The 21920-nt window shown below is 68.9% G+C and carries 10 protein-coding genes; 4 read left to right on the plus strand and 6 right to left on the minus strand.

Going from position 1 to position 21920, the window contains the following annotated elements:
* Nucleotides 1–69: 69 nt before the first annotated feature.
* The gene (locus NBZ83_RS02050) at nucleotides 70–8652 is read left to right on the plus strand and encodes a DNRLRE domain-containing protein (protein ID WP_261574215.1); all 8583 of its coding nucleotides are present in this window, start codon (nucleotides 70–72) and stop codon (nucleotides 8650–8652) included.
* 64 nt (nucleotides 8653–8716) lie between these two features.
* A protein-coding gene (locus tag NBZ83_RS02055; RefSeq protein WP_261567200.1) for an IS3 family transposase occupies nucleotides 8717–9897 on the plus strand; the annotation gives its coding sequence in 2 pieces (ribosomal slippage) (nucleotides 8717–8981 and nucleotides 8981–9897; 1182 coding nt in all).
* Nucleotides 9898–10405: 508 nt separating this feature from the next.
* Here the strand turns inward: NBZ83_RS02055 and NBZ83_RS02060 are convergent.
* The 6 genes from NBZ83_RS02060 to NBZ83_RS02090 all read right to left on the minus strand — a co-directional run bounded on the left by NBZ83_RS02060 (nucleotide 10406) and on the right by NBZ83_RS02090 (nucleotide 19365).
* Nucleotides 10406–11335 (minus strand): hypothetical protein, encoded by a 930-nt coding sequence (locus NBZ83_RS02060; RefSeq protein WP_261567201.1) that lies wholly within the window; start codon nucleotides 11333–11335, stop codon nucleotides 10406–10408.
* A 337-nt stretch (nucleotides 11336–11672) separates the two neighbouring features.
* Nucleotides 11673–12743, minus strand: a complete 1071-nt coding sequence (locus NBZ83_RS02065) for an integrase core domain-containing protein (RefSeq protein ID WP_261567202.1) — start codon at nucleotides 12741–12743, stop codon at nucleotides 11673–11675.
* 258 nt (nucleotides 12744–13001) lie between these two features.
* Nucleotides 13002–14951 carry a flavin-containing monooxygenase gene (locus NBZ83_RS02070; RefSeq protein WP_261567203.1) on the minus strand — a complete coding sequence of 650 codons (1950 nt, stop codon included), beginning with the start codon at nucleotides 14949–14951 and terminating at the stop codon, nucleotides 13002–13004.
* A 392-nt stretch (nucleotides 14952–15343) separates the two neighbouring features.
* On the minus strand, nucleotides 15344–16549 hold the full coding sequence (locus tag NBZ83_RS02080; protein ID WP_261567204.1) for an acetyl-CoA acetyltransferase: 1206 nt from the start codon (nucleotides 16547–16549) through the stop codon (nucleotides 15344–15346).
* Complete coding sequence (locus NBZ83_RS02085; RefSeq protein WP_261567205.1) at nucleotides 16550–17971, minus strand: OB-fold domain-containing protein; 1422 nt, start codon at nucleotides 17969–17971, stop codon at nucleotides 16550–16552. It abuts the gene before it with no gap.
* 107 nt (nucleotides 17972–18078) lie between these two features.
* Nucleotides 18079–19365 carry a TetR-type transcription factor C-terminal domain-containing protein gene (locus NBZ83_RS02090; protein WP_261567206.1) on the minus strand — a complete coding sequence of 429 codons (1287 nt, stop codon included), beginning with the start codon at nucleotides 19363–19365 and terminating at the stop codon, nucleotides 18079–18081.
* A gap of 337 nt (nucleotides 19366–19702) precedes the next feature.
* Here NBZ83_RS02090 and NBZ83_RS02095 point away from each other — a divergent pair, with 337 nt between their 5' ends.
* Both NBZ83_RS02095 and NBZ83_RS02100 read left to right on the plus strand, forming a co-directional pair.
* On the plus strand, nucleotides 19703–20953 hold the full coding sequence (locus tag NBZ83_RS02095; protein WP_261567207.1) for a CaiB/BaiF CoA transferase family protein: 1251 nt from the start codon (nucleotides 19703–19705) through the stop codon (nucleotides 20951–20953).
* Between the two features lie 2 nt (nucleotides 20954–20955).
* Nucleotides 20956–21891: a hydroxymethylglutaryl-CoA lyase gene (locus NBZ83_RS02100; protein ID WP_261567236.1), complete on the plus strand. Its 936-nt coding sequence runs from the start codon at nucleotides 20956–20958 to the stop codon at nucleotides 21889–21891.
* The last annotated feature ends 29 nt before the right edge of the window (nucleotides 21892–21920 follow it).

Raw genomic sequence — 21920 nt, forward strand, 5'->3', positions numbered from 1 at the left:
CCGCCACCCGGCGCCCGCCGGCGACGCCACCGCCGGCTGCTGCAGCAGCGGATCATCGCCCTGCTGCTCGTGCCCGTCATCGCCATCGTCGCGATGGTCGTCATCGACGCCGTCGCGAATCCGGACACGACCCCGGTCGCGCTACGTAACCCGTTCGTCGACGCGCACCTGCCGCAGACCAGCTCCGGCACGGCCGACGGCCTCGCCCACGCGGTGGCGACCGAAAAGACCCAGGCGGTCAAGGCCGTGGACGCCGCCGCGGTCGACCGGTTGGCGCCGGACCTGCCCGGTGCCGTGGGGACGACCACCGCCACGACGGTGTTCCGGCGGGCCGAGCCCGGCGGAACACCGGTCCCGCCGCCAGGGGGACGTGGCGGCCCGACCCCCGCCGTCACCGCACCGGCGCGTTCCGCATCGCCGGCGCCCTCGGCTTCGCCGGCCGGCTTCGCCGCGACCTTCGGGGCCTCGAAACTCGTCGCGCCGGACCGCAGCGGGATCCGCCGCGACGGGACGGCTCAGGTCGGCCGGGTGGAGCTGCCCGAACGCCGCACCGCCGCCGCGCAGGTGTTCCACAACCCCGACGGGACGTTCACCACCGAGCAGAGCCTGGGAACCGAGCGGTTCCGCGATGCCAAGGGCGCGTGGGTCGGCGTCGACACGGCGCTGACCGAGGCCACCGGGGGGCGGCTGCGTTCGCGCGCGACCGAGCACCCGGTCGAGGTCGCCGCGGCGGCCTCCGATCCGCAGGTCGGGCGGATCCAGCTCGGTGCGGGCATGTCGTTCGGCTTCGGAGTCGACGACGCGGCCTCGTCGGCACGGGCCCAGGTGGAGGGCTCGAAGGCGACGTTCGCCTCGGTGCGCGACTCGGCCGACCTCCAGCTGGGTCCGACGGCGGACGGGCTGAAGGAGGTCATCGTCCTGCGGTCGGCCGACGCGCCGAGCACCTGGACGTTCCCGCTGGCGCTGACCGGGCTGACCGCCCGCGTCGACGGCGACCGGGTGCTGCTCGCCGACGGCGCCGGCACGGTCCGCGCGGCGATCCCGCCGGGCTGGATGGAGGACTCCCGCGCCACCGGCGGCCTGCACGCCACCTCCCGCGGGGTCACCTACCGGCTGGTCACCACGAAGGACGGCGGCCAGGCACTGCAGGTCGACCTCGACCGGGCGTGGCTCGCCGACCCCGAACGGGTCTACCCGGTCAACGTCGACCCGACGGTGACGACCCTGCTGACCGGCGCCGACGACACCTACGTCTCCTCGGCGCACCCGCAGACGAACTACGCCGACGACGTGACGATCCGCGCCGGTGTCTTCGGCTCGGACGTCGTGCGCGGCTACCTGAGCTTCCCCGGCCAGCCGGGCCTGACCGGCGCCCACGTCGTCAACGCCCACGTGAAGATCGTGAACTGGGACTCGGCCGGTGGCTGCACACCGTACCCGGCGTACCTGCGCAAGGTCACGATCCCCTGGTACGGCGGCAACATGACCTGGCCGGGCGCCACCCTCGGCCCGGTCGTCGCCGAGGCCACCTTCGCCCGCGACGGCGACCTCGCGGGCTGCCCGGCGGCCTGGGTGACCATGGGCGACAGTGACACCCGCCTGCGCGACCTGGTCAACACCTGGACGCACGACGCGAACGCCAACTTCGGTCTGGCCCTCACCGCCTCGGAGACGGATGGCGCGGCGCTCAAGGCGTACTACTCCAACAATTGCTGGTGCAATCCGGCGGATCCGCCGTCCGACCTGCGGCCGAAACTCGAAATCGAATGGTCGTCCTACGGCGCCGAGTACAGCTACCCGAACGGCGTGCCGCAGTGGTCGACCCCACTGACGCAGACCACCCCGGGAACCATGACCGTCCGGGTCAAGAACACCGGCCAGAACGCCTGGCCGGCGAACAGCAACTACAAGCTCGCCTACCACGTGTACCAGAACGGCACCCTGTACGACCAGGATGGCGCTGAGACGAACCTGCCCACCACGGTGAATCCGGGCGCGAGCATCGATCTGCCCGCCAACGTCGACCCCCTGCCGGCGGGCAGTTACGACATCCGCTGGGACATGAAGGAGGCGGGCGTCTCCTGGTTCTCCAGCCAGGGCATCGACTACCTGTCGATGCCGCTGACGGTCTCCACCACCGCCCCGATCGTGACCGGCATCTACCCCGCGAACAACGCCGCGGTCTCCACGCTGCGCCCGGCCCTGACGCTGGTCGGTACCGACCCGGACAACGCGCCGAACCCGCTGACCTACTCCTTCCAGCTCTGCACCGGCGCGGACGCCGCCTCCGGAACCTGCTGGACATCGGGTTTCCAGGCCGGCTCGACATGGCAACCGCCGCCCGGGGCGCTGACCTGGGGGACCGCCTACCACTGGCGCGGGCGGGTCTCCGACGGCGCCAACCAGAGCGCGTGGACCGACCCGATCGGCCTGTACCCCGAACTGGACCAGCCGCCGGTGCAGTCCCAGCTCGGCAACGACCCGTACGTCCCCCCGGTCGCCCAGGTCCATCCTCTCGCCCAGAACTACGTCGCGACCGTCACCGACGCCTCGCTCGCCGCCGTCGGACCGGGCCTGGCACTGGACCGCACCTACAACAGTCGCAATGACGCCAACGGCCTGTTCGGCACCGGGTGGACGTCGAGTTTCGACATGGCCTCCGAGCCGGACCCGGCCGGCGCCGGAAACCTGCTGGTGAGCTATCCCGACGGCCGGATCACCCGGTTCGGCCGCAACGGCGACGGCAGCTTCGAACCACCCCACGGCCAGTACGCGCTGCTGCAGGCGCCCGCCGCGAAGGTCGCCTCGTTCACCGCCGCGAACTCGACGACCTCACTCGGCAGCGCCGACACCGGTGAGAGCTGGCAGCTTCTCGACGGCACCTGGGGAATCTCCGACAACAACGCCTACCTGATATCCGGATCGATCTGGCAGCGCAACGCCGCGGTGATGCCGGCGGCGGCCGACGGCACGCTGCGGTTCACCGTCCCCGTCGCCCAGGACGGCGTCGGCGTCGCGTTCCGGGTCCAGGACATCGACAACATGTGGATGCTGTACGTCAAGCCGTCCACGAACTCGCTCGTGCTGGCGAAACGGGTCGGCGGGTCGGAGACGCAGGTCGCGACGATCGCGAACGCCTGCTGCACCGCGAGTGACACCTACGCGGTCACGATGTCCGGCGGCCTGCTGTCCGTGCTGCGCAACAACCGGGTCGTCGGCTCGGCCAGCGACACCGCCTTCAGCACCGCGACCCGCGCGGGCCTGTACGTGGCCAGCGCCGGCTCGGGGCGCATCGGCTCGCTGGTGATGACCGACGACCAGCACCGCGACCAGGTCACCCGGGCCAACTCGGCGACCTCGCTCGGCGCCACCGAGACCGGCGAGGCGTGGCAGTCCACCAGCGGCACCTGGGGGGTCGACGGCAACGCCGCCTACCTGGCCACCGCCGCCGGCACCCGTAACGCCGCCACCGTCGTCGGAGCCGCGGATGGCGCCTTCTCCTTCACGATGCCCGTCGCGCAGGCCGGGGTGGGGCTCGTCTTCCGCTCCGCCGACGCCAACAACTTCTGGCGCCTCGTCGCCCAACCCGGGTCGAACTCCTGGCAGCTGATCAAGCGGGACGACGGCGTGGAGACGACCGTGGCCACCGCGGCCGGGATGTGCTGCACCGCCGCGGACGTGCTGCGGGTCGAGACGAACGGTCCGCAGATCAGCGTGCTGCGCAACGGCACCCAGATCCTGTCCGCCAACGACCCGGCCGTGCTCTATGGCACCCGCGTCGGCCCGTTCGCCGAGACCACCGGCGCCGGCCGCATCGACAACATGATCTTCACCGCGGCGACGACCCTGACGGAGAAGGCCGGCAACTCCTACGCGTTCCGCTCCGACGGCCGCCTGGCGAAGATCACCGACGTGTCGGGTCGGCAGGTCGTGCTCACCTACGACGGCGACGCGCGGCTGACCTCGGCGACGAACCAGACCTCCGGCCGGGCGATCACCTTCGCCTGGTCCGGCGGGCACATCAGCTCCGCGTCGACGGCGTCGGTCGCCGCCTATGGCGGCCCGCTTACCTGGACCTACGCCTACAGCGGCGACAAGCTCACCTCGGTCACCGCCCCGCACACCAGCACCCCGACGACCTACGCCTACACCGCGGGCGGCCGGCTCAGCCAGGTCACCCTGCCCCGCGGCACCATCGACACCAAGATCGGCTACAACACCGACGGCACCGTCGCCTGGCGGGAGGACGGCCGCGGCAAACGCACCACCTACGCCGTCCTCACCAGCGGCACGACGACCACCATCCGGATCACCGATCCGAAGGGCCACCCCACCGACTGGGACTACCACAACGGCCAGCTCGTCGCCCACCGCGACGGCAGCGACGAACGGACGTTCAGCTACAACGACCGCGGCTTCCTCAGCCAGATCCGCGACGAGAACGGCAACCTGCTGCGCCTGCAGACCGACACCCGCGGCAACGTCATCGGCCGGACCACCACCCGCGCCATGAACGGCACCGCGCCGGTGCTGTTCACCGAGTACTACGCCTACTTCCTCGGCGCCCCCGGCGACCCGCGCAACGACCTCATCACCGCCTACCGCGACGCCCGCTCCGCCTCACCCACCGACGACACCTACCGCACCGCCTACACCTACGACGCCTTCGGCAACCTCGTCACGCAGCGCACCCCCGCCACCGCCGACTTCCCCTCCGGGCGGACGCAGAGCTGGACGTTCACCACCGGCACCGAGACGGCCGTCGTCGGCGGCGGCACCGTGCCGCGCGGGCTGCTGGCCTCGATGACCGACCCGCGCGGCAAGATCGTCACCTTCGGTTACGACAGCAAGGGCGACCTGCGCCGCGACCAGGACCCCGTCGGGCTCGTCCACCAGTACGACTACGACGAGCTCGGCCGGCGGCTGACGGCCAAGGAGATCTCCGACAGCTTCCCGTCCGGGCTGACCACCACCAACACCTACGACAAGCTCTCCCGGCTCGCCACCACCACCGAACCGGGCGTGCTCAACCCGATCACGAACGTCACCCACACCGCGGTGACCACGAACACCTACGACCTCGACGGCAACCTCACCCAGACCACCGTCGCCGACTCGACCGGCGGCGACGCCACCCGCAGCACCACCTACGCCTACGACGACGCCGACCACCAGACGGCGATGACCGTCGGCGCGGGCAGCCCGCTCGCGGCGACGACGACGCTGACCTACGACGACAACGGCAACGTCGCCACCTCGACGGATCCGAACGGCACGGTCACCGCCTACACGTACACCGCCAAGAACCTGCCGGCGACGACGACGCTGAAGGACTTCGTCGACGACCCGGTCGCCGCCTCCACCCCCCGCGACGTCGTCCTGGACTCCCGCGCCTACGACCCGGCCGGCCGGCTGGCCTCCGTCACCGACGCCGAGGGCCGCACCGTCATCCACACCTACTGGCTCGACGACCTGCCCCGCCAGGAGATCCTGCAGGGCTATCGGCCGCCGGACCTGGCCACCGGGACGCTGTCGAGCTCGACGGCGCGCGACATCGTCCTCGTCAACCGGGCCTACGACGCCGCCGGGCAGCCGGTCGCCGTCACCGGCGGCGGCGGGCTGCGCAAGGCCGAGACCGCCTTCGACGCCGCCGGCCGGGTCACCACCAGCACGCTGGCCCCCGGCACCGTCGCCCGCACCGCCAGCTACACCTACGACGCGAACGACAACGTCACCTCGACGGTGTTCGGCGCCGCCGGCACCAGCGCCACCGAACGCGTCGACGCCGCCTACGACGACGCCTCCCGGCCCACCTCCGAGACCGTCTTCGGCGACGGCACCGCCACGTTCGTCACCAGCTTCCAGCACGACCAGCGCGGCTTCCGCACCGCCGGGACCGACCCGCGCGGCTACGTCGCCGGCGGCCCGCCGAACGCCGCCTACACCAACACGGTCACCGTCAACGCCGCCGGCCTGATCGCCCAGGTGAAGTCCCCGCCCGTCGCCGTCGAGGAGTGGGGCGGCAGCCCCAGCGACGTCCAGCAGACCGTCGACACCGGCTACAACACCTTCGGCGAGGTCACCCAGGACCGCGACGCCCGCGGCATGGTCACCACGTCCGTCCACGACGTGCGCGGCCGGGTGACGCAGCGCTCCGGGCAGCCCTACACCCCGCCCGGCGGCTCCGCGCTCACCCCGACCGAGTCGTGGACCTACGACGCCGCCGGCAACCCGCTGACCCACACCGACCGCCGCGGCAAGATCACCACCACGGTCTACGACAAGCTCAACCGCCCCGTCGCCGTCACCGACCCGCAGATCGGCACGGCCACCGCCGGCGTCAGCCGGATCAACTACGACGACGTCGGCAACGTGCTGTCCACCGTCGACCAGCTCGGCGCCTGGTCGTTCGCCGCCTACGACGACCTCGACCGCGTCTGGGCGACGACGGCGACCGAACGCTCCCCGTCGGCGACCTTCACCACCTACACCGACCACAACGACGCCGGCGACGTCACCCGGGTCGTCACCCCCGTCAACACCGCCTCCGGTGCGTCGCAGACCGCCGTCTACAACGACGCCGGCGACCTCGTCGAAAGCCGCGACGAGGGCAACAACCTCACCACCTACGGCCACGACCTCGCCGGCCGGCTCACCGCGGTCACCGACCCGCTCGGCCGCGCCACCCGCACCACCTACGACCGGGCCGGACGGGCGGTGCGCGTCGCGCAGTTCTCCCCGGCGGGCACCGAGCTGCGCGCGGCCACGATCGGCTACGACACGGCCGGCAACCCGACGTCGACGACGAACGCGCTCGGCTGGACGACGACGGCGACCTACGACGCGCTGGGCCAGACCCGCAGCACGGTCGAACCGGTCGACGCCTCGTACTCGATCACGACCACGTTCGGCTACGCCAAGGGCGGCGTGCTCACCCGGGCGACCGACGGCCGCGGCAACCGCGTCGTCTACACCTACAACAGCCTCAACCTGCGCGAGTCGGTGATCGAGCCGTCGACGACGGCGCACCCGAACACCCCCGACCGGGGATGGATGGTCTCCTACGACGCCGGCGGCCTGCCCGTCAGCGAATCCGTCCCCGGCGGGGTGACCCGCACCCGCACCTTCGACGAGCTCGGCCGAATGACCGCCGAATCCGGCTCCGGCACCGGCGTCACCTCCGCCACCCACACCTTCGGCTACGACCTGGCCGGGCAGATCACCACCATCTCCCATCCGCAGGGCAGCCAGAACTTCACCTACAACGACCGGGGCCTCGTCACCGGCGGGTCCGGTAGCGGCAACACCACCACGTTCACCTACGACGCCAACGGCCGGATGATCTCCCGCGGCGACCCCGGCTCGTACTCCGCCTTCGGCTACAACAGCCGCGGCGACCTCAACCTCGTCACCGGCACCGCCACCGGCGGCTCCCGCAGCCTCATCTACGACGCCGCCCGCCAGCTCACCTCGATCAACTACGGCTCCGGCGGCGCGACCCGCACCTTCGGCTACGACGACCTGGGCCGCACCACCTCGGACACCCTCGCCGGCCCCGGCGGCACCCTGCGCGGGCAGAGCTACACCTACGACGCCGAGGACAACGAGCTGACCACGACGGTCAGCCCCACCACCGTCGCCGGCGCCGGCACCTCCACCTACACCTACGACCGCGCCGACCGGCTGACCTCCTGGACCGACCCGGCGTCGACGACGACCAGCTACGGCTGGGACCCCGCCGGCAACCGCACCGCGGTCAACGGGGTGGCCGCCACCTACGACCAGCGCAACCGGCTGCTCTCCGACGGCACGGCGACGTACACCTACACCCCGCGCGGCACGCTGGCCACCCGGGTGGCCGGGGCGACGACGGCGACCACCGAGTTCGACGCCCTCGACCAGCTCGTCTCGGACAGCACCGCCGCGCTGACCTCCTACGGCTACGACGGCCTCGGCCGCCTGGCGGTGCGCAACGGCACCCGCCTGACCTACGGCGGCCTGGAGCGTGAGCCGGTCGTCGACGGCACGTCGGCCTACTCCCGCGATCCCGACGGGGACATCATCGCCGCAGGGACGTCCGGGGGGAACTGGGCGACGCTGACCAACACCCACGGCGACCTCGTCGCGGCGTTCCCGACCAACGGCTCGTCACTGACGGACAACCGGGCCTACGACCCGTTCGGATCGCCGATCGTCGCCGGCGCGGCGAACCTGCGGGTGGGTTACCAGGGGTCGTGGACGGACCCGACGACGGCCCGGGTGTCGGCGCAGGCCCGCTGGTACAGCCCTGGCACGGGCAGCTTCGCCTCCCGTGACACCGCCGACGTCCCCTTCACCGGCGCCGCCTCGGCCAACCGCTACCTCTACGCCAACGCCAACCCGCTCGCCTACAACGACCCGACCGGCTACTTCTCATTCGGCAGCGTGCTGAGTGCCACCGCCAGTGTTGCTCGCGGCGACCTCGGGATCGCGGTCGTCAAGGCAGGGGCGAAGGCTGCCGCGGGAGCGGTGGTGGGCGCGGCCGCAACCTTGACCAACCCCAAGCGTGCATTCTTCGGTCCGGTCGTCTACCCGATCTATCAGCGCCTGACGAAGGACGATTCCCCCGCCGCTCGTTCCGACCCCGTCTCGTCGCCCGTTACGACGTACTGAGGTGGTACCCGTTCTTCGGACAGTGATCCCTGTGGGATAATTGATCCGTGGACGGAGGATATTGATGGCGCAGTCACGCAGGCGGTTCACGCCGGAGTACAAGGACGAGGCGGTGAAACTCGTCCTCGATTCGGGTCGGCCGGTCTCGGCGGTCGCGAAGGATCTGGGTATCAACGAGGGCACGCTCGGCACCTGGGTCGCGGCCTGGCGGCGCGCGCACGAGAACAGCGAGGACGAGCCGCTGACCATGTCGGAACGGGCCCGGCTGCGGGAGCTGGAGAAGGAGAACCGGGAACTCCGGATGGAGCGTGAGTTCCTCTCAAAAGCGGCCGCCTTCTTCGCGCAACGCCATCAGTGACCGACAAGTACGAGCTGATCTCCGTGAAGAAGGACTGCTACCCGGTACGAAACATGTGCCGATGGCTTGCGGTGTCCGCATCCGGTTTCTACGACTGGACCCGCCGGCCCTCCCCGACGAGCAGCCGCCGGCGCGCCACGTTGGAAACCCGGGTTCGGGCATTGTTCGCCGCCTCACGGCAGACCTACGGGGCCCGGCGGATCGCCGCCGCCCTACGCGCCTCGGGGACACCGGCGTCGGTGCGCCTGGTCCGCCGGGTCATGCGCCAGGCCGGGCTGCGGGCCTGCCAGCCCAGGGCCTACCGGCGCACGACCATCCCCGGCCAGGCCCCCGCGCCCACAGACCGCGTCCGCCGCGACTTCACCGCCACCCGACCAGGAACAAAACTCGTCGGAGACATCACCTATATTCGCACCAACGAAGGCTGGCTGTACCTGGCCACTGTCATCGACTGCTACTCGAGAAAAGTCGTCGGCTGGTCAATGGCAGATCACATGCGCACCGAACTGATCATCGACGCGTTCACGATGGCCGCCACCCGCACCCGCATACAGGAAGGCGCGACCTTTCACTCCGACCGCGGCTCGCAATACCTGTCCGACGCCTACCAACGAGTCCTGCGACACCACCAGGTACACCCATCAGCCGGAGCAACCGGTGTCTGTTGGGACAACTCGCTCGCCGAATCATTCTTCGGGACCCTCAAGAACGAACTCGTTCACCGCGAGAACTATCCAACCCGCCGAACCGCCCGCACCGCGATCACCGAGTACATCGAGGTCTTCTACAACCGGCAGCGACTCCACTCCACCCTCGGCTACCAGACCCCCGAACACGTCGAAAACCTCTACCACACAGCCACCACAAACATTGCAGACGCCGCATAAGCCAGATAAAATCCCGCTACGCAGGTGTCCGAGAAGCGGGGCTCACCTCATACCTCATGCCTGCGGTAAGGCCGGATCGCGGTCAGGTCATACCCGGACAGACCAGATGTGATCAAGCGGACCCCGAACGTTCAAGCTCTGTACCAGCGCTGGCGTAACGCTCACGCCCGCCACCCCGATGTGCTGGCCGCCCAACGCCGTGAACGCGCCCGGGTCCGCAGCGAGAAGCACATCCGCTGGGGCGGCCGTCGCCTGCCTACCGCAGCATGATCACAAAAGCCGGTGAACGTATCGGGCCACAGCACTAGCCGAGAGCCTTGTGGCTGCGGACGAGGTGGGCGTCCTAGCAGCAGAGTTGGCGCAACGGGTGCAACGATGGTGGCCTTGATCGACTATCCGACCGAACGCAGAGGGGCCAGATGCGACCCTGCGGGGCGCTGCGAGCGGGTCTGCCTGTCCGGCTGGCCCGGCCGACTCGCTGTTTCCCACGGCAAGTTGGCAGCGGGGGTCAGCCGGCCACCGCCAACGGACCCGGTCTGCTCGATCTTGTCCCCGGCATGTGGTCGACCGCTTCGGTATGCTCCAGTCCCGCTCCTCCCACGTCATGCGGGAGGTTTTCGTTCGTTGCAGTTTCGCTCTCGGCTGCGTGTTCTTCCAGCGTCCGGTGTGCGTCGGCGCGTAGCTGTACCACGAGACTCCGCGCCCGTTTCGAGCCGACTTTCAGGCGCTGCCGTAGAGCCTCGGCGGAGATCGACCGATGATGCTGCTCCCAGTAGAGGGTGTCCTCCCGCCGTGCCCGCTGCAGCAAGTGCCCGTCCGTGACCGCCCGCAGATTCCGGTCGGTCCTGCGCTGTGCGGGCACAGATGGCAGCTCCTCAGCGGCACCTTCGCCGTCCCAGTGTGGCTGTTCCACTTCTACGACTGCCGGCTTCGAGGGCGCTCTCGCCGGTCCGGGCGCCATAGCCGGCTCCTGGATTTTCCCGTTGGCCAGGCCGGCGGCTTCCTCGAGTGGCATCGTGTCCGCCGCCGCACCAAACGGCTTTGGCATCGTGCCCGGCTCAGCCCATCCGAGTTCGTGCATGACCTGGAGGAGGCCTGGTCCGACGTGGGCCCAGCCGATGAGGAGCCAGCATCCGACGCTGTTGAACGCGGCCTTGCCGTACTCACCGGCAATGATCGGTTCGGAGACGTTCAACGCGAGGGTGACCATGCTGGCGAACACCAGCAGCCTTCGAGCTGGACGCAGCTGTTCAGAACGGGCGCCGTGCGCGGACAGGTACCGGATCCCGAGGAGCAGGCCGACCACCGACAGGTCCACCGACGGCGCGACCAGCGGAGCCACATAGACGGGTACCCCGAGCCGTAGCGCCAGCAGCCATACGTTGCCGAAGGCGAATAGGAAGCTCAGACCGACAACGCCGCCCATGATCACGGTCACCGCGCGAGCCGCTCCCCCCGGCTCTGCGGCTGGTCGAAGCGCGTCCATGGAAGCGCGACTTTCGCTATGATCCTTAGAGTGCTCGCTGGTCGGCGTGTTCATCGGTCGTACCCCTGCTGACCTGCGAGAACGAGGTCATCGGAGAGGGTGACCGGTGGTGGGTTAATGGTTCGAGTCCCCCTTCGGACACTCTAGGTAATCAAACAGCTACCGAGGGTAGCTGTTTTTTCTTTGGTATGAGTTTCCCTGTCCGCGCTGTGTGGTGTGGGGCTCCAAAATTCGGGTTTTGGCTTGTGAGCTGGCCTTTTACGGCTGACATGATCGTCTGTGGGGGTGGTCAGGCGGCGTTGCGGTATTCGTTGATCAGCCCGCCGAGGATGCGTGTGCGACGGATGGTGGACCCGGGGGTCGGGGTGACCGCCGGTGGCGGTTCGGGTGGGTGCTGGCCGAGGGCGCGGTGGGGCCGGTGGGTGTTGAAATGTGCGGCGTAGCTGGTGAGGACCGTCGTCAGGTGCCGTTCGGAGACGATCAACAGTCTGTCGGTGCATTCGTGGCGGGCGGTGCCGATCCAGCGTTCCGCGATCGCGTTCGCCTTCGGTGACTGCGGCGGTGTGCGCACCACGTCGATGCTGGCTGCGGTGAAGGCGGCGTCGAACGAGGCCGTGAATTTCGCATCTCGGTCTCGGATGAGGAACCGGAACCGGTGGCCGTGTTCCTCGAGGTCCATCAGCAGGTTCCTGGCCTGCTGGGTGACCCAGGCTGCGGTCGGATGCTTCGTGACCCCGAGGACATGGACGTGGCGGGTGGTGTGTTCGACGACGAAGAACACGTGGATCCGCTGCAGGAACACGGTGTCGACGGTGAAGAAGTCGCAGGCCAGCAGGCCGGAGGCCGGCGCGGACAGGAACGTCCGCCAGGAGCCCTCTGCCCGCCGGGGCGCAGGGTCGACGCCGGCACGGTGCAGGATCCGCCGGACGGTGGCGACCCCCACCGGGTAGCCCAGTCCGACGAGCTCGCCGTGGATCCGGCGGTGCCCCCAGGTCGGATTCTCCCGGGCGAGACGCAGGACCAGCTCGCGGACCTCCCCGCGGACCGGCGGCCGTCCGGGGGTCTTACGCGGATAGGTCCGTTGTCGTGCGAGGAGCTCACGGTGCCAGCGCAGCACGGTGGCCGGGGTGACGAAGAACGAACCCCAGCGAGCCCGGGGAAGGAGCCGAGACAGGGCTGCGAGGACCACCCGATCCGCCGGTTCCAGCGTCGGACGATTCACCTGCCGACGCAGCACCGCCACCTGATGGCGAAGGACGAGGAGCTCCACCTCCTTCGCCGTGTCCTCGCGCACGCGCAGCAGCATCAGCCCGAGAGCGTTCCGCGTCAGGGCGTAGAGCAGCGACCACACCACGACCATCCAGCCTGCCTGGCACTGACCCGATCCGGCGGGCAAACGCCCAGGCCACCGCCCAAATCGGTATTCCGGAGCCCCACAGCCGGATGCGTTGAAAGGCGTACGTCCGGTGCGGGAGGCGACCCGAGGAAACGGGCTGGGCGTGAGCCCAGCACCGCGCCTCGGATCGGCCTCACCCCCAGCCTGCTGCAGGCCATGCGGACCGGCGAAACGGCCCCGTCGCGGTCGGAGAGGTCGCCTGAGACTTACGCGGCGGAGCGGTCAGCGTCCCACGGATTCCGTTGATGGTATTCTTTTCACGACCGACTCTACGTGGAAGTCGGCTAGGTTGACGGTACGGGTCATCTTCCAGTAATCGAGGATGCGCCAGGGCATGTTCGTCACGACCCGGCCCTTCGAGTTGCGATACCAAGTGTCCATGCCCTGATGCGTCCACACCATCCGGCTGTGGGCTTCATCGAGTGCTCGATTATACCGCTCATTGACCTCGGGTCGGCACTCGATCGTCTCAATGCCCTGCTCGGTCATAGTGCATAGTGCATCGACTATATAACGGATCTGTCGCTCGGCGAGAAAGATGAAGCTTCCACCATGTCCGAGGTTCGTGTTCGGCCCATACATGAAGAACAGGTTCGGAAAACCTGGGGTTGTTATGCCCAGGTAGGCCTCGGCCTCATCGTCACCCCAGATTTCCTTGAGCGACTTGTTCGATCGGCCGATGATCTCCACGTGAATCGGCCGGTGCGCATCGAATCCGGTTGCCATTACGACGGCGTCCGCGGGACGTACGAAACCGTCGGCATCACGCACTCCGTGGGGCGTGAGCCTCGCCACGGGCCTGGTCACCAGCTCGACGTGTGGGCGCAGGAGGGCCTTGAACCATCCGTTGTCGAGCAGCATCCGCTTGCCGAAGGGCGGATAAGTAGGTAGCGCTTGAGCGATGAGGTCCTCCCGCCCCTCGAGCTGGTCGACCAGGTAACGAGTGAAGTAAGCGCGGTGGGAATCATTCACGGCGTTCAGCGAGTACTCTGGATGCGGCCATGTTGGATCTTTTTGCAATGATGCGTGAATCCGGTCGTTGAAAACCCAGGAAAGCCGGAACCGGTACCATTCGTAGTAATAAGGAAGGTGTTCCATGAGCCAGTGAACGTCGGAGGATACGGACTGAAAATAGTTCGCGTTCGAAGCAATCCAGTGTGGTGAGCGCTGATAGACGGTCAACGATGCGACCTCGTCGACCACAGCCGGGACGATCTGCATGGCGCTCGCGCCGGTGCCGATGACGGCAAGCGAGCGACCGTGCAGATCAAGGCTGTCCGGCCATTCCGCCGAGTGGAACAGAGGCCCCTCGAACTCGTCCATTCCGGGAATGTCTGGGACCTTGGGAACGTTGAGCTGGCCGACCGCGGTGATCACACAGTTCGCTGCGATCTCCTGCTCGGTCCCGTCGGCTTCCCGAACCCGGACGACCCAGCGCCGAGCGGCTTCATGCCAGCTGGCCTTGATCACTTTGACTCCGAGTCGGATCGACGGCAGCAGGTTGTAATGCCGGGCCAGGTCCTCCAGGTACTGCTCGACTTCTTCTCGCCGTCCGAAGTGGCGGGTCCAGTTGCGGCGAAACCAGTTGAAGGAGTAAAGATAGCTGGGCGTGTCGACCCCGCATCCCGGATAGCGGTTCTCCCGCCAGGTCCCGCCGATGCGTGTGCTCTGTTCGAGGACGACATGGTCAATGCCCGCATCTTTAAGGTATTTACTCGCAGTGAGTCCGGAGACACCGGCGCCGATCACGACAACGAAAGGGGCCAATCCGGTCTCGACGACGTGACGCCGGGGGGCAGGGCGGATGTCCATGTTCTCCGCGACCATGGGCTCGTATTCGCCTGGTACCGGCTCGCCCATGCTGAGCGTCATGAGTTCGACCAGAACATCGCTGTTCGGTGCTGGCACGGCGGGTGGCCGTCCGTCCGCCCAGGCGAGAACCGCTTTCACCGTTGCGGCGCGGATCTCGTCGCGCACATGGGACGGCAGGCCGCCATCGCTGTGCTCCTCCATTCCCCGGGTCCGAGTGGGACGGTAGCGCGCCTGAAGCCACTGTTCGTCGCCGGTGAGTTGGTACAGCACGGGGACCAGCGTTGGGATGTTCGCCTTCGCGATCGCCGACTTCAGCCGGTCGTGATCGAAGGAGGCGGCGCGGGGCCTCGTCGCCGTCATGGTTGCTCCGTCCCACATCTGTCATCTGGTGACCAAGTAAGTATTAATGTCTAATTTAGATTAGAAGACGAACTCGTTCCATTCCGGCCTCGTGTGACGTCCAGTACGGGAGAGTGCGTCCCGCCGCCGGACGGGTGTCAGTCGGCGGCGGGACTTGCCGCCGCGTCGAGCATCAGTCCTGCCTGGTCACGTCGACCATCGCAAGGTCGGTGATGATCCGCTGTACGCAGACCCGTCCGATGAGCGGGAGGGTGCAGACTGAAAGGATCTTCGTGCTGCTGTCCCTGGAGGTGCGTTCCATCAGAACCAGCACCCGTTTGGCGCCATGGACGAGGTCCCGAGGTGCCAGAAGGTGGCATCGATCGTCAGTCGCGTTGATGACTTGAAGCGGGTCAGTCGTTCGGCTCGGTCCCAACGAGAGAGACGAATGACACGCACTCACCAGGGCCGCCGCCGAGGTTGTGGGTCAGTCCGAGCGTTCTGCCGTGCTGCGCGATGCGACGGTCTGCTGGAACGTCGTCTCGAAGCTGAAGCCAGCATTCGAACAGCATGCGTAGGCCGGAGGCACCGACGGGGTGGCCGAAGGCCTTGAGCCCGCCGTCCGGGTTGACGGGGAGTTCGCCGGTGAGGTCGAAGGTGCCGGCCAGGACCTGCTTCCACGCCGTGCCGCGTTCGGCAAAGCCAAGATCTTCCATGAGGACGAGTTCGGTGACCGTGAAGCAGTCATGGACCTCGGCCATAGCGATCTCGGCCCGAGGATCATGAACCCCGGCCTGACGGTACGCCTCCCGTGCGGAGGCCTCGACCTCCGGGAAGGTCGTGAAGTCGTACGACGGGTCGACGTTGCCCGTCGCGTCACCGGACACACAGGACAGTGCCTTTACATAAAGTGGTCGGTCGGTGTAGCGGTGGGCGTCCTCGGCGCGGACGACAATGGCGGCGGCCGCGCCGTCCGAGACACCGGAACAGTCGAAGACACCGAGCTGGCCGGCCACCAGAGGCGAGCGGGCGATAGTACTGGCCGCTACCGGCGTGCGGAACTGGGCACGTGGGTTGCGCGCGCCGTTGGCGTGATTCTTCCAGGCGATCCGGGTGAAGACCTCCTTGAGTTCGCGGGGGTGGACGCCGTACTTCGCCGCGTAGGCCGGGCCGAGCAGGCTGAAGTTGGCGGGTGCAGTGGTGGTGCCCAGCGTGCCGCCGGTCCCGTCCCCGGGGATCGAGGCCCGGGTGAGTCCGGAGTATCCGGAGTCCTTGAGTTTTTCGACGCCGACGGCCATGGCCACGTCGTAGGCTCCGCTCGCCACGGCATAGCACGCGCCGCGCAGCGATTCCGAGCCGGTCACGCACATGTTCTCGACGCGTGTCACCGGCTTATCCCGGATCCGCAACGGCCGGCTCAGGGTCATGCCGGAAACGCCGGACAGGTACGTCCCGAGCCAGAAGGCATCGATGTCGTCCAGGTTGGTCGAGGCGCTTTCCGTCGCGCCGTGCACCGCCTCGACGAGGAGGTCGTCCGCTGAACGATCCCAGCGCTCACCGAAGGCCGTACAGCTCATGCCCACGATGGCGACACGGTCCCGGATGCCGTTCGAAGCCACTCAGGTCTCCCCCCCGGCGCGCCGGACCGGCCGCGCCTTCCAGAAGTAGTTGTGCACGCCGTCGGCGGTGAGTAGGCGCCGAAATGTCATCTCGACCGGGTCGCCGATCGCGACCTGCGAGGCATCCGCGTCGGTGAGCTCGCAGCGGAAGCGTCCGCCGCCGTCGAAGTCGACGACGACGGCGATCATCGGGGGGTGCGGGGTGAACGCCAGTCGATCGACGGTGAACGTCGCCACGGTTCCGTGGGCCCGCGCCATCGGGTGACTTACCATCGTGTCGATCGCACCGCAATGGAAGCAGACCTGCGCGGGTGGCAGGCTCACGCGGCCGCAACGCGTGCAGCGGGTCGCGGTGAACGCATGCTTGTAGGCGCGCGACCGGTACGCCGGCGGTGCGGCCGGCGGTTCCGGATCTGGTCGCCGTGGTGGCTCCCGTGCGAGCATTCCCCGCCAGTTCAGGAAGGTCGGGTAGCGCAGCGCAGCGCCGCCGCCGCCGGCGAGCGGTGCGGCCGGGCGGCGCCGGCCGATCTGCGCGGTGGTACGCAGGATGAACGCCGTGGCCCCGTCGGCGAGCAGGAGGAGGGCGATCGTGTCGCCGGGCCCGGCCCGCCGCAGCGCGGCGGCGAGCAGGACGCCGAGCTGCGCGGTTCCGGGGTTGCCGATGACCTCGGCGAGGTCGGGCACGACGCGGTCGGCCGGTATACCGGTCCCGGCCGCCACCCGGCGCACCGACCGCCTGGGCAGGCCGCAGACGACGAGATGATCCACACCGCCCGGAGTGAGGTCCGCCTTCTTGAGCGCGGCGGAAAGGGTGTCCATCGCCAGCGGGACGTAGACGTGCTCGGCGAAGCGATCTTCCCACACCCGTGACGCGAGATCACCGGGAGCGCGCCACCGGTCGAGGAACTCCTCCGTCTCGGCGGCGGCCGAGACCACCTCGGCGAGCACCGGAGTGTCACTGTCGCCCGGCCCGAAGAGCACAGCCGCAGCCGCGTCGCCCCCCTCGCGCTCGTCCGCGCTGCCGGGCAGGCCGGTGCGAATGTCGGAGAGCAGCGCCATCGCGGGCTCGGACGCCTCGGCTGCGGCCAGGAACGCGCCTGCCCCCGATCTCACGCCGCCGCACATGTCGACGGCGAGGGCGCCGCTGTCGAGTGCCAGCGCCGAGTGCGCCACCGTCGCGTTGGTCTTGTCGAGGTACGGGGGGACCGTCGTGGCGAGGTACAGGCGCCGGGGACGAGCCGCCGTCGGCACCGTCCGCAGCACGCTTCGTGCCGCTTCGACCGCCATCGACGTTGCGTCCTCGTCGTACGACGCGACGCTGCGCGCGCCGCTCACAACGCCGCCGCCGAGCGAGGTGCTGATCGCGGCCCGTTCCAGGCGGTGGTAGGGGATGTAGGCCTCACAGGCCACGATGCCGTGCATACGCCGCCTCCCGGTGTCGGAGGCCAGCCTAATCTAAATTATTTTAGATAGTCAAGCCGTCCGTCACCGGGACGCTTCCCGGCCGTGCGCGGTTGTGGCCTGGCTCGTCACCTCCAGGTGATGCCTTCGAACACTGCACTGACCGTCTGCTCGGCGAGCCGTTCCGGGGTGAGGCGGCCGTCGCGGTGATACCACTCGATGGTCCAGTTGAGGGCCCCGATGATCATGCGATGGACGATGCGGACGTCGAGGTCGGCGCGGATCTCCCCGGCCGCGACACCGTCCGCGAGAAGGTTCCGCCACAACGTGGCGTAGGCGCGCTGAAGGGGGGCGCTGCGGCTGCGGACCTCGTCGGGCACCTGGTCCGTGATCTGGATGAGCGCCGAGGTGTAGTCGCCGAGCGCGAGCGCCGACAGCAGGTGGGCGGCGATGACGGTCGAGAGGCGGTCGATCGGGTAGGCGTCGGCGGGAAGTTCCGCGACGCTACGGCGGACGATGTCGTCGGTGCGCTGCCAGGCGACCGCGAGGAGCGCGGCGACGAGGTCCTCACGGGAGCCGAAGTGGTAGTAAAGGCTTCCCGTCTGCATGTCCGCCTCGGTGGCGACGTCCACCAGCCGTGTCCCGGCATACCCGCGGGTACGGAAGACTGTCGCGGCGGCGTCCAGTATCCGTGCCGTCGTCGCGGCCCCACGGGCCGAGGCCGCACTGCTCGGCGCGACCGGCGGCGCCGGCGGGGTGGGCGTCGTGACGCGGCGGTGCACGCGGTGGCCGCGGCCCTCGGGGGTCGCGATGCCCTCCAGAAAGACGGAGTAGAAGTGTGCGATGAGCCGATCGAGCGGGAGGGCCCGCGACCGCGACGGGTACCAGTCAGCCGAGCTGTTCAGGGCCCCGACCAGGAGCATGCGCGTGGCGGAGAGGTCAAGATCCGCGCGCAGTTCCCCGCTGGCAAGGGCGGCTGCGAACAGGTCGCGCCAGAACTCGCCGTAGCGCCGTTGCGCCGCGATCTGCCGTTCGCGGATCTCCTCTGGCACCTGCGAGAGGATGCGGATGGTGGCCGCGGTGTAGTCCCCGGTCTTGAGTACGGACGTCAGGTGCGCGGCGATCGCCTCCCGCAGGACGAGCATCCGTGGGGCGTCCGGGGGGATCGCGGCGAGGCGATCGAACACGTAGGTCTCGGTCCGCTCCTGACCCACGCGCAGGACTGCCTCGACCAGCTCCTCCCGGCTGGAGAAGTGGTAGTAGAGGCTGCCCGCCTGGGTGTTGGCGGTCGCGGCGATGTCGGACAGTCGGGTTCCGGTGTAGCCGGTGCGCCGGAACTCGTGCGCGGCGGCGTCCAGGATGCGCGAGCGGGTCGCGAGCGCCTTGCCGCCCGACCGGCTGCGGGCTGTCGTCATGGGAATCCTCTGCGCAACGTACTCCGCCTACTGGACGTGGACCTTCCTGGGCCTGGAGCGAAGTCTAAGCGACATTCGGGATGTGCCCGGGCGGCCTCCGCCGCCGCTTCGACCTCGGGCAAGGGTGTGTGGCGATCGTTGTCCGGAGTCAGGACAGGTACGTTTCTAAAATCTATGTTAGGTTAGACACTGCAGTCGGGTCGGACGTCGGACGAGACCGGCTCGTCTCGAGCCATGATCGTGCCTGGCGCTCCGCGGCGCGGTGCGCGATGCGCCGCACCCGTCCGCCGCCGACCGCGCGCGTGCGCGCCGGCCTGCATTACATCGGAGGTGGTCCGTGATCGAACTCTTGCAGGGTGTCCGCGTGCTCGAGTGTGCGATGCTCCCGACCGGCGACCAGACGAGCCGCCTGCTCGGCGATCTTGGCGCCGACGTCATCAAGGTGGAGCGGCCCGGCGTCGGTGACTACCTGCGTGAGCTCGGTGACCGCATCACCCCGCAGAACAGCGTTTTCCACCTGCTGTGCAACCGAAACAAACGCAGCATCGAGATCGATCTGCGGCTCGACGAGGGCCGCGATCTGTTCTTCCGTCTGCTGCGCACGGCCGATATCTTCGTCGACGGATTCGCCGGTAACGCCTGTGAGCTTCTGGGCATCGGCTACGAGGCGCAGCGGGCTGTCAAACCGGACATCATCTACTGCCAGGCCAGTGGATTCGGTAGGCGGGGACCGTACAGTCAGATCCCGGTACACGGCTACATGATGGGTGCCGTCGGCGGCCAGGTCGCCCTGACCAAGGACCCGGACGGAGTTGTGCGCGAGAACGTCAACCCCGGCGGGCTCTATTTCTCCGGCTCGATCGACGGCCCGTTGTCGACAGCGCTCTACGGCGCACTCACCACGATCGCTGCCCTGCGCCGCAGGGATCTCACCGGAAACGGTGCCTACATCGACGCCGCAGGCTCCGACGCCGTCCTGGCCAATCAGTGCCTCGATGCGGTCATGACCTGGAATGCCGACCGCATCACAGACCGGCGCAACCCGCCGCCGACCGTCGGGCTCGACCCTCGGAAGCATCCGAAATACACGTACTACGAGACCGCCGACGACAGGACTGTCCTGCTGGCGGCCATCGAGCACAAGTTCTGGGACAATTTCTGCCGGGCCATCGATCGCCCGGATCTGGTCGACGTCAAGAACACGACCTTCGCCGTCGACTTCGCCGACGGTGGGAAGGCGGACCTCCTGGACGAGCTGATCCCGGTCTTCCGCTCGAAGACCGCGGCGGAGTGGGTGGACATCGCGCTCAAGTGGGACATCCCGCTGTCTCCGGCCAACGGCAAGGCCGAGACTCTCACAGACGAGCACCTGCGCGCCCGGGAGATCATCCACGAGAGCGACCATCCCGTGGCGGGGCCCTACACGAGCACCGGGTGGCCGGCTCCGGTTTCCGGGCAGCCCTTCGACGTCGCGCGCCCCGCACCGGCGCTCGGGGAGCACACCGACGAGGTCCTCGGCGAGTGCGGCCTGACCCCGGACGACATCGCGGGACTGCGCGCCCGCGGGGTGACCGGACGCCAGCCGTGACCATGTACGCGCCCGAGGTCGTCCCGGCGGACGGGCTGCCCGCGAGCGTCACCGTCTACGAGGCCGGGCCCCGAGACGGTCTGCAGAACGAGAAGGGCGTCATCCCGACCGAGGTGAAGGCGGAGTTCATCCGTCGCCTGCTCGGGGCGGGACTGCGCGTGATCGAGGCGACGAGCTTCGTCCACCCCGACTGGGTTCCGCAGCTGGCCGACGCCGAGGACCTGCTCGACCTGCTCGAGGACCTTCCCGGTGTCCGCTACCCCGTGCTCGTCCCGAATGCCCGAGGCCTGCGGCGTGCCCTCGACCGCGGAGTCCGTGACATCGCGGTCTTCGCCAGCGCGACGGAGACCTTCTCCCGCCGCAACCTGAACCGCGGCGTGACCGAGGCGCTGGAGATGTTCGCCCCGATCGTGGCGTCGGCCCGGGAGGCGGGTGCGGGGGTGCGCGGGTACGTCTCCATGGTCTGCGGTGATCCCTGGGAGGGCGTCGTCGGAGTCGATCAGGTCGTCGGAGTCGCCCGCCGGCTGTTCGAGCTCGGATGCACCGAGATCAGCCTCGGCGACACGATCGGAGTGGGAACGCCGGGACAGGTGACCCGCCTCGTGCGGGCGGTGTCCGGGGCCGGCGTGCCGCTCGAGCAGGTCGCCGTGCACTTCCACGACACCTACGGGCAGGCGCTCGCCAACGTGCTGGCGGCGCTGCAGGCCGGGGTCCGCACGGTGGACAGCTCCGCGGGCGGCCTTGGTGGTTGCCCCTACGCCGAGAGCGCCACGGGCAACCTGGCTACGGAGGACCTCGTCTGGCAGCTCCAGGGACTCGGCGTGCACACCGGGGTGGACCTGGCGGAACTCGTGGCCACCAGCGTCTGGATGGCGCGGGTGCTGGGTCGGCCGAGTCCGTCACCCGTGGTGCGGGCACTGGCCCGCGCGGCGGCCTGACTGCGGGTGTTCGCACGGTCCGTGACGGC

The organism is Frankia gtarii, assembly GCF_025403375.1.
GTDB classification, from domain to species: domain Bacteria; phylum Actinomycetota; class Actinomycetes; order Frankiales; family Frankiaceae; genus Frankia; species Frankia gtarii.

What these genes read in the sequence shown, in the direction of transcription:
- NBZ83_RS02085 (WP_261567205.1), bottom strand. Translation starts at nt 17,971, where the DNA reads ATGCACGGCATCGTGGCCTGTGAGGCCTACATCCCCTACCACCGCCTG.
- NBZ83_RS02070 (WP_261567203.1), bottom strand. Translation starts at nt 14,951, where the DNA reads ATGACGGCGACGAGGCCCCGCGCCGCCTCCTTCGATCACGACCGGCTG.
- NBZ83_RS02100 (WP_261567236.1), top strand. Translation starts at nt 20,956, where the DNA reads ATGTACGCGCCCGAGGTCGTCCCGGCGGACGGGCTGCCCGCGAGCGTC.
- NBZ83_RS02090 (WP_261567206.1), bottom strand. Translation starts at nt 19,365, where the DNA reads ATGACGACAGCCCGCAGCCGGTCGGGCGGCAAGGCGCTCGCGACCCGC.
- NBZ83_RS02065 (WP_261567202.1), bottom strand. Translation starts at nt 12,743, where the DNA reads ATGGTCGTGGTGTGGTCGCTGCTCTACGCCCTGACGCGGAACGCTCTC.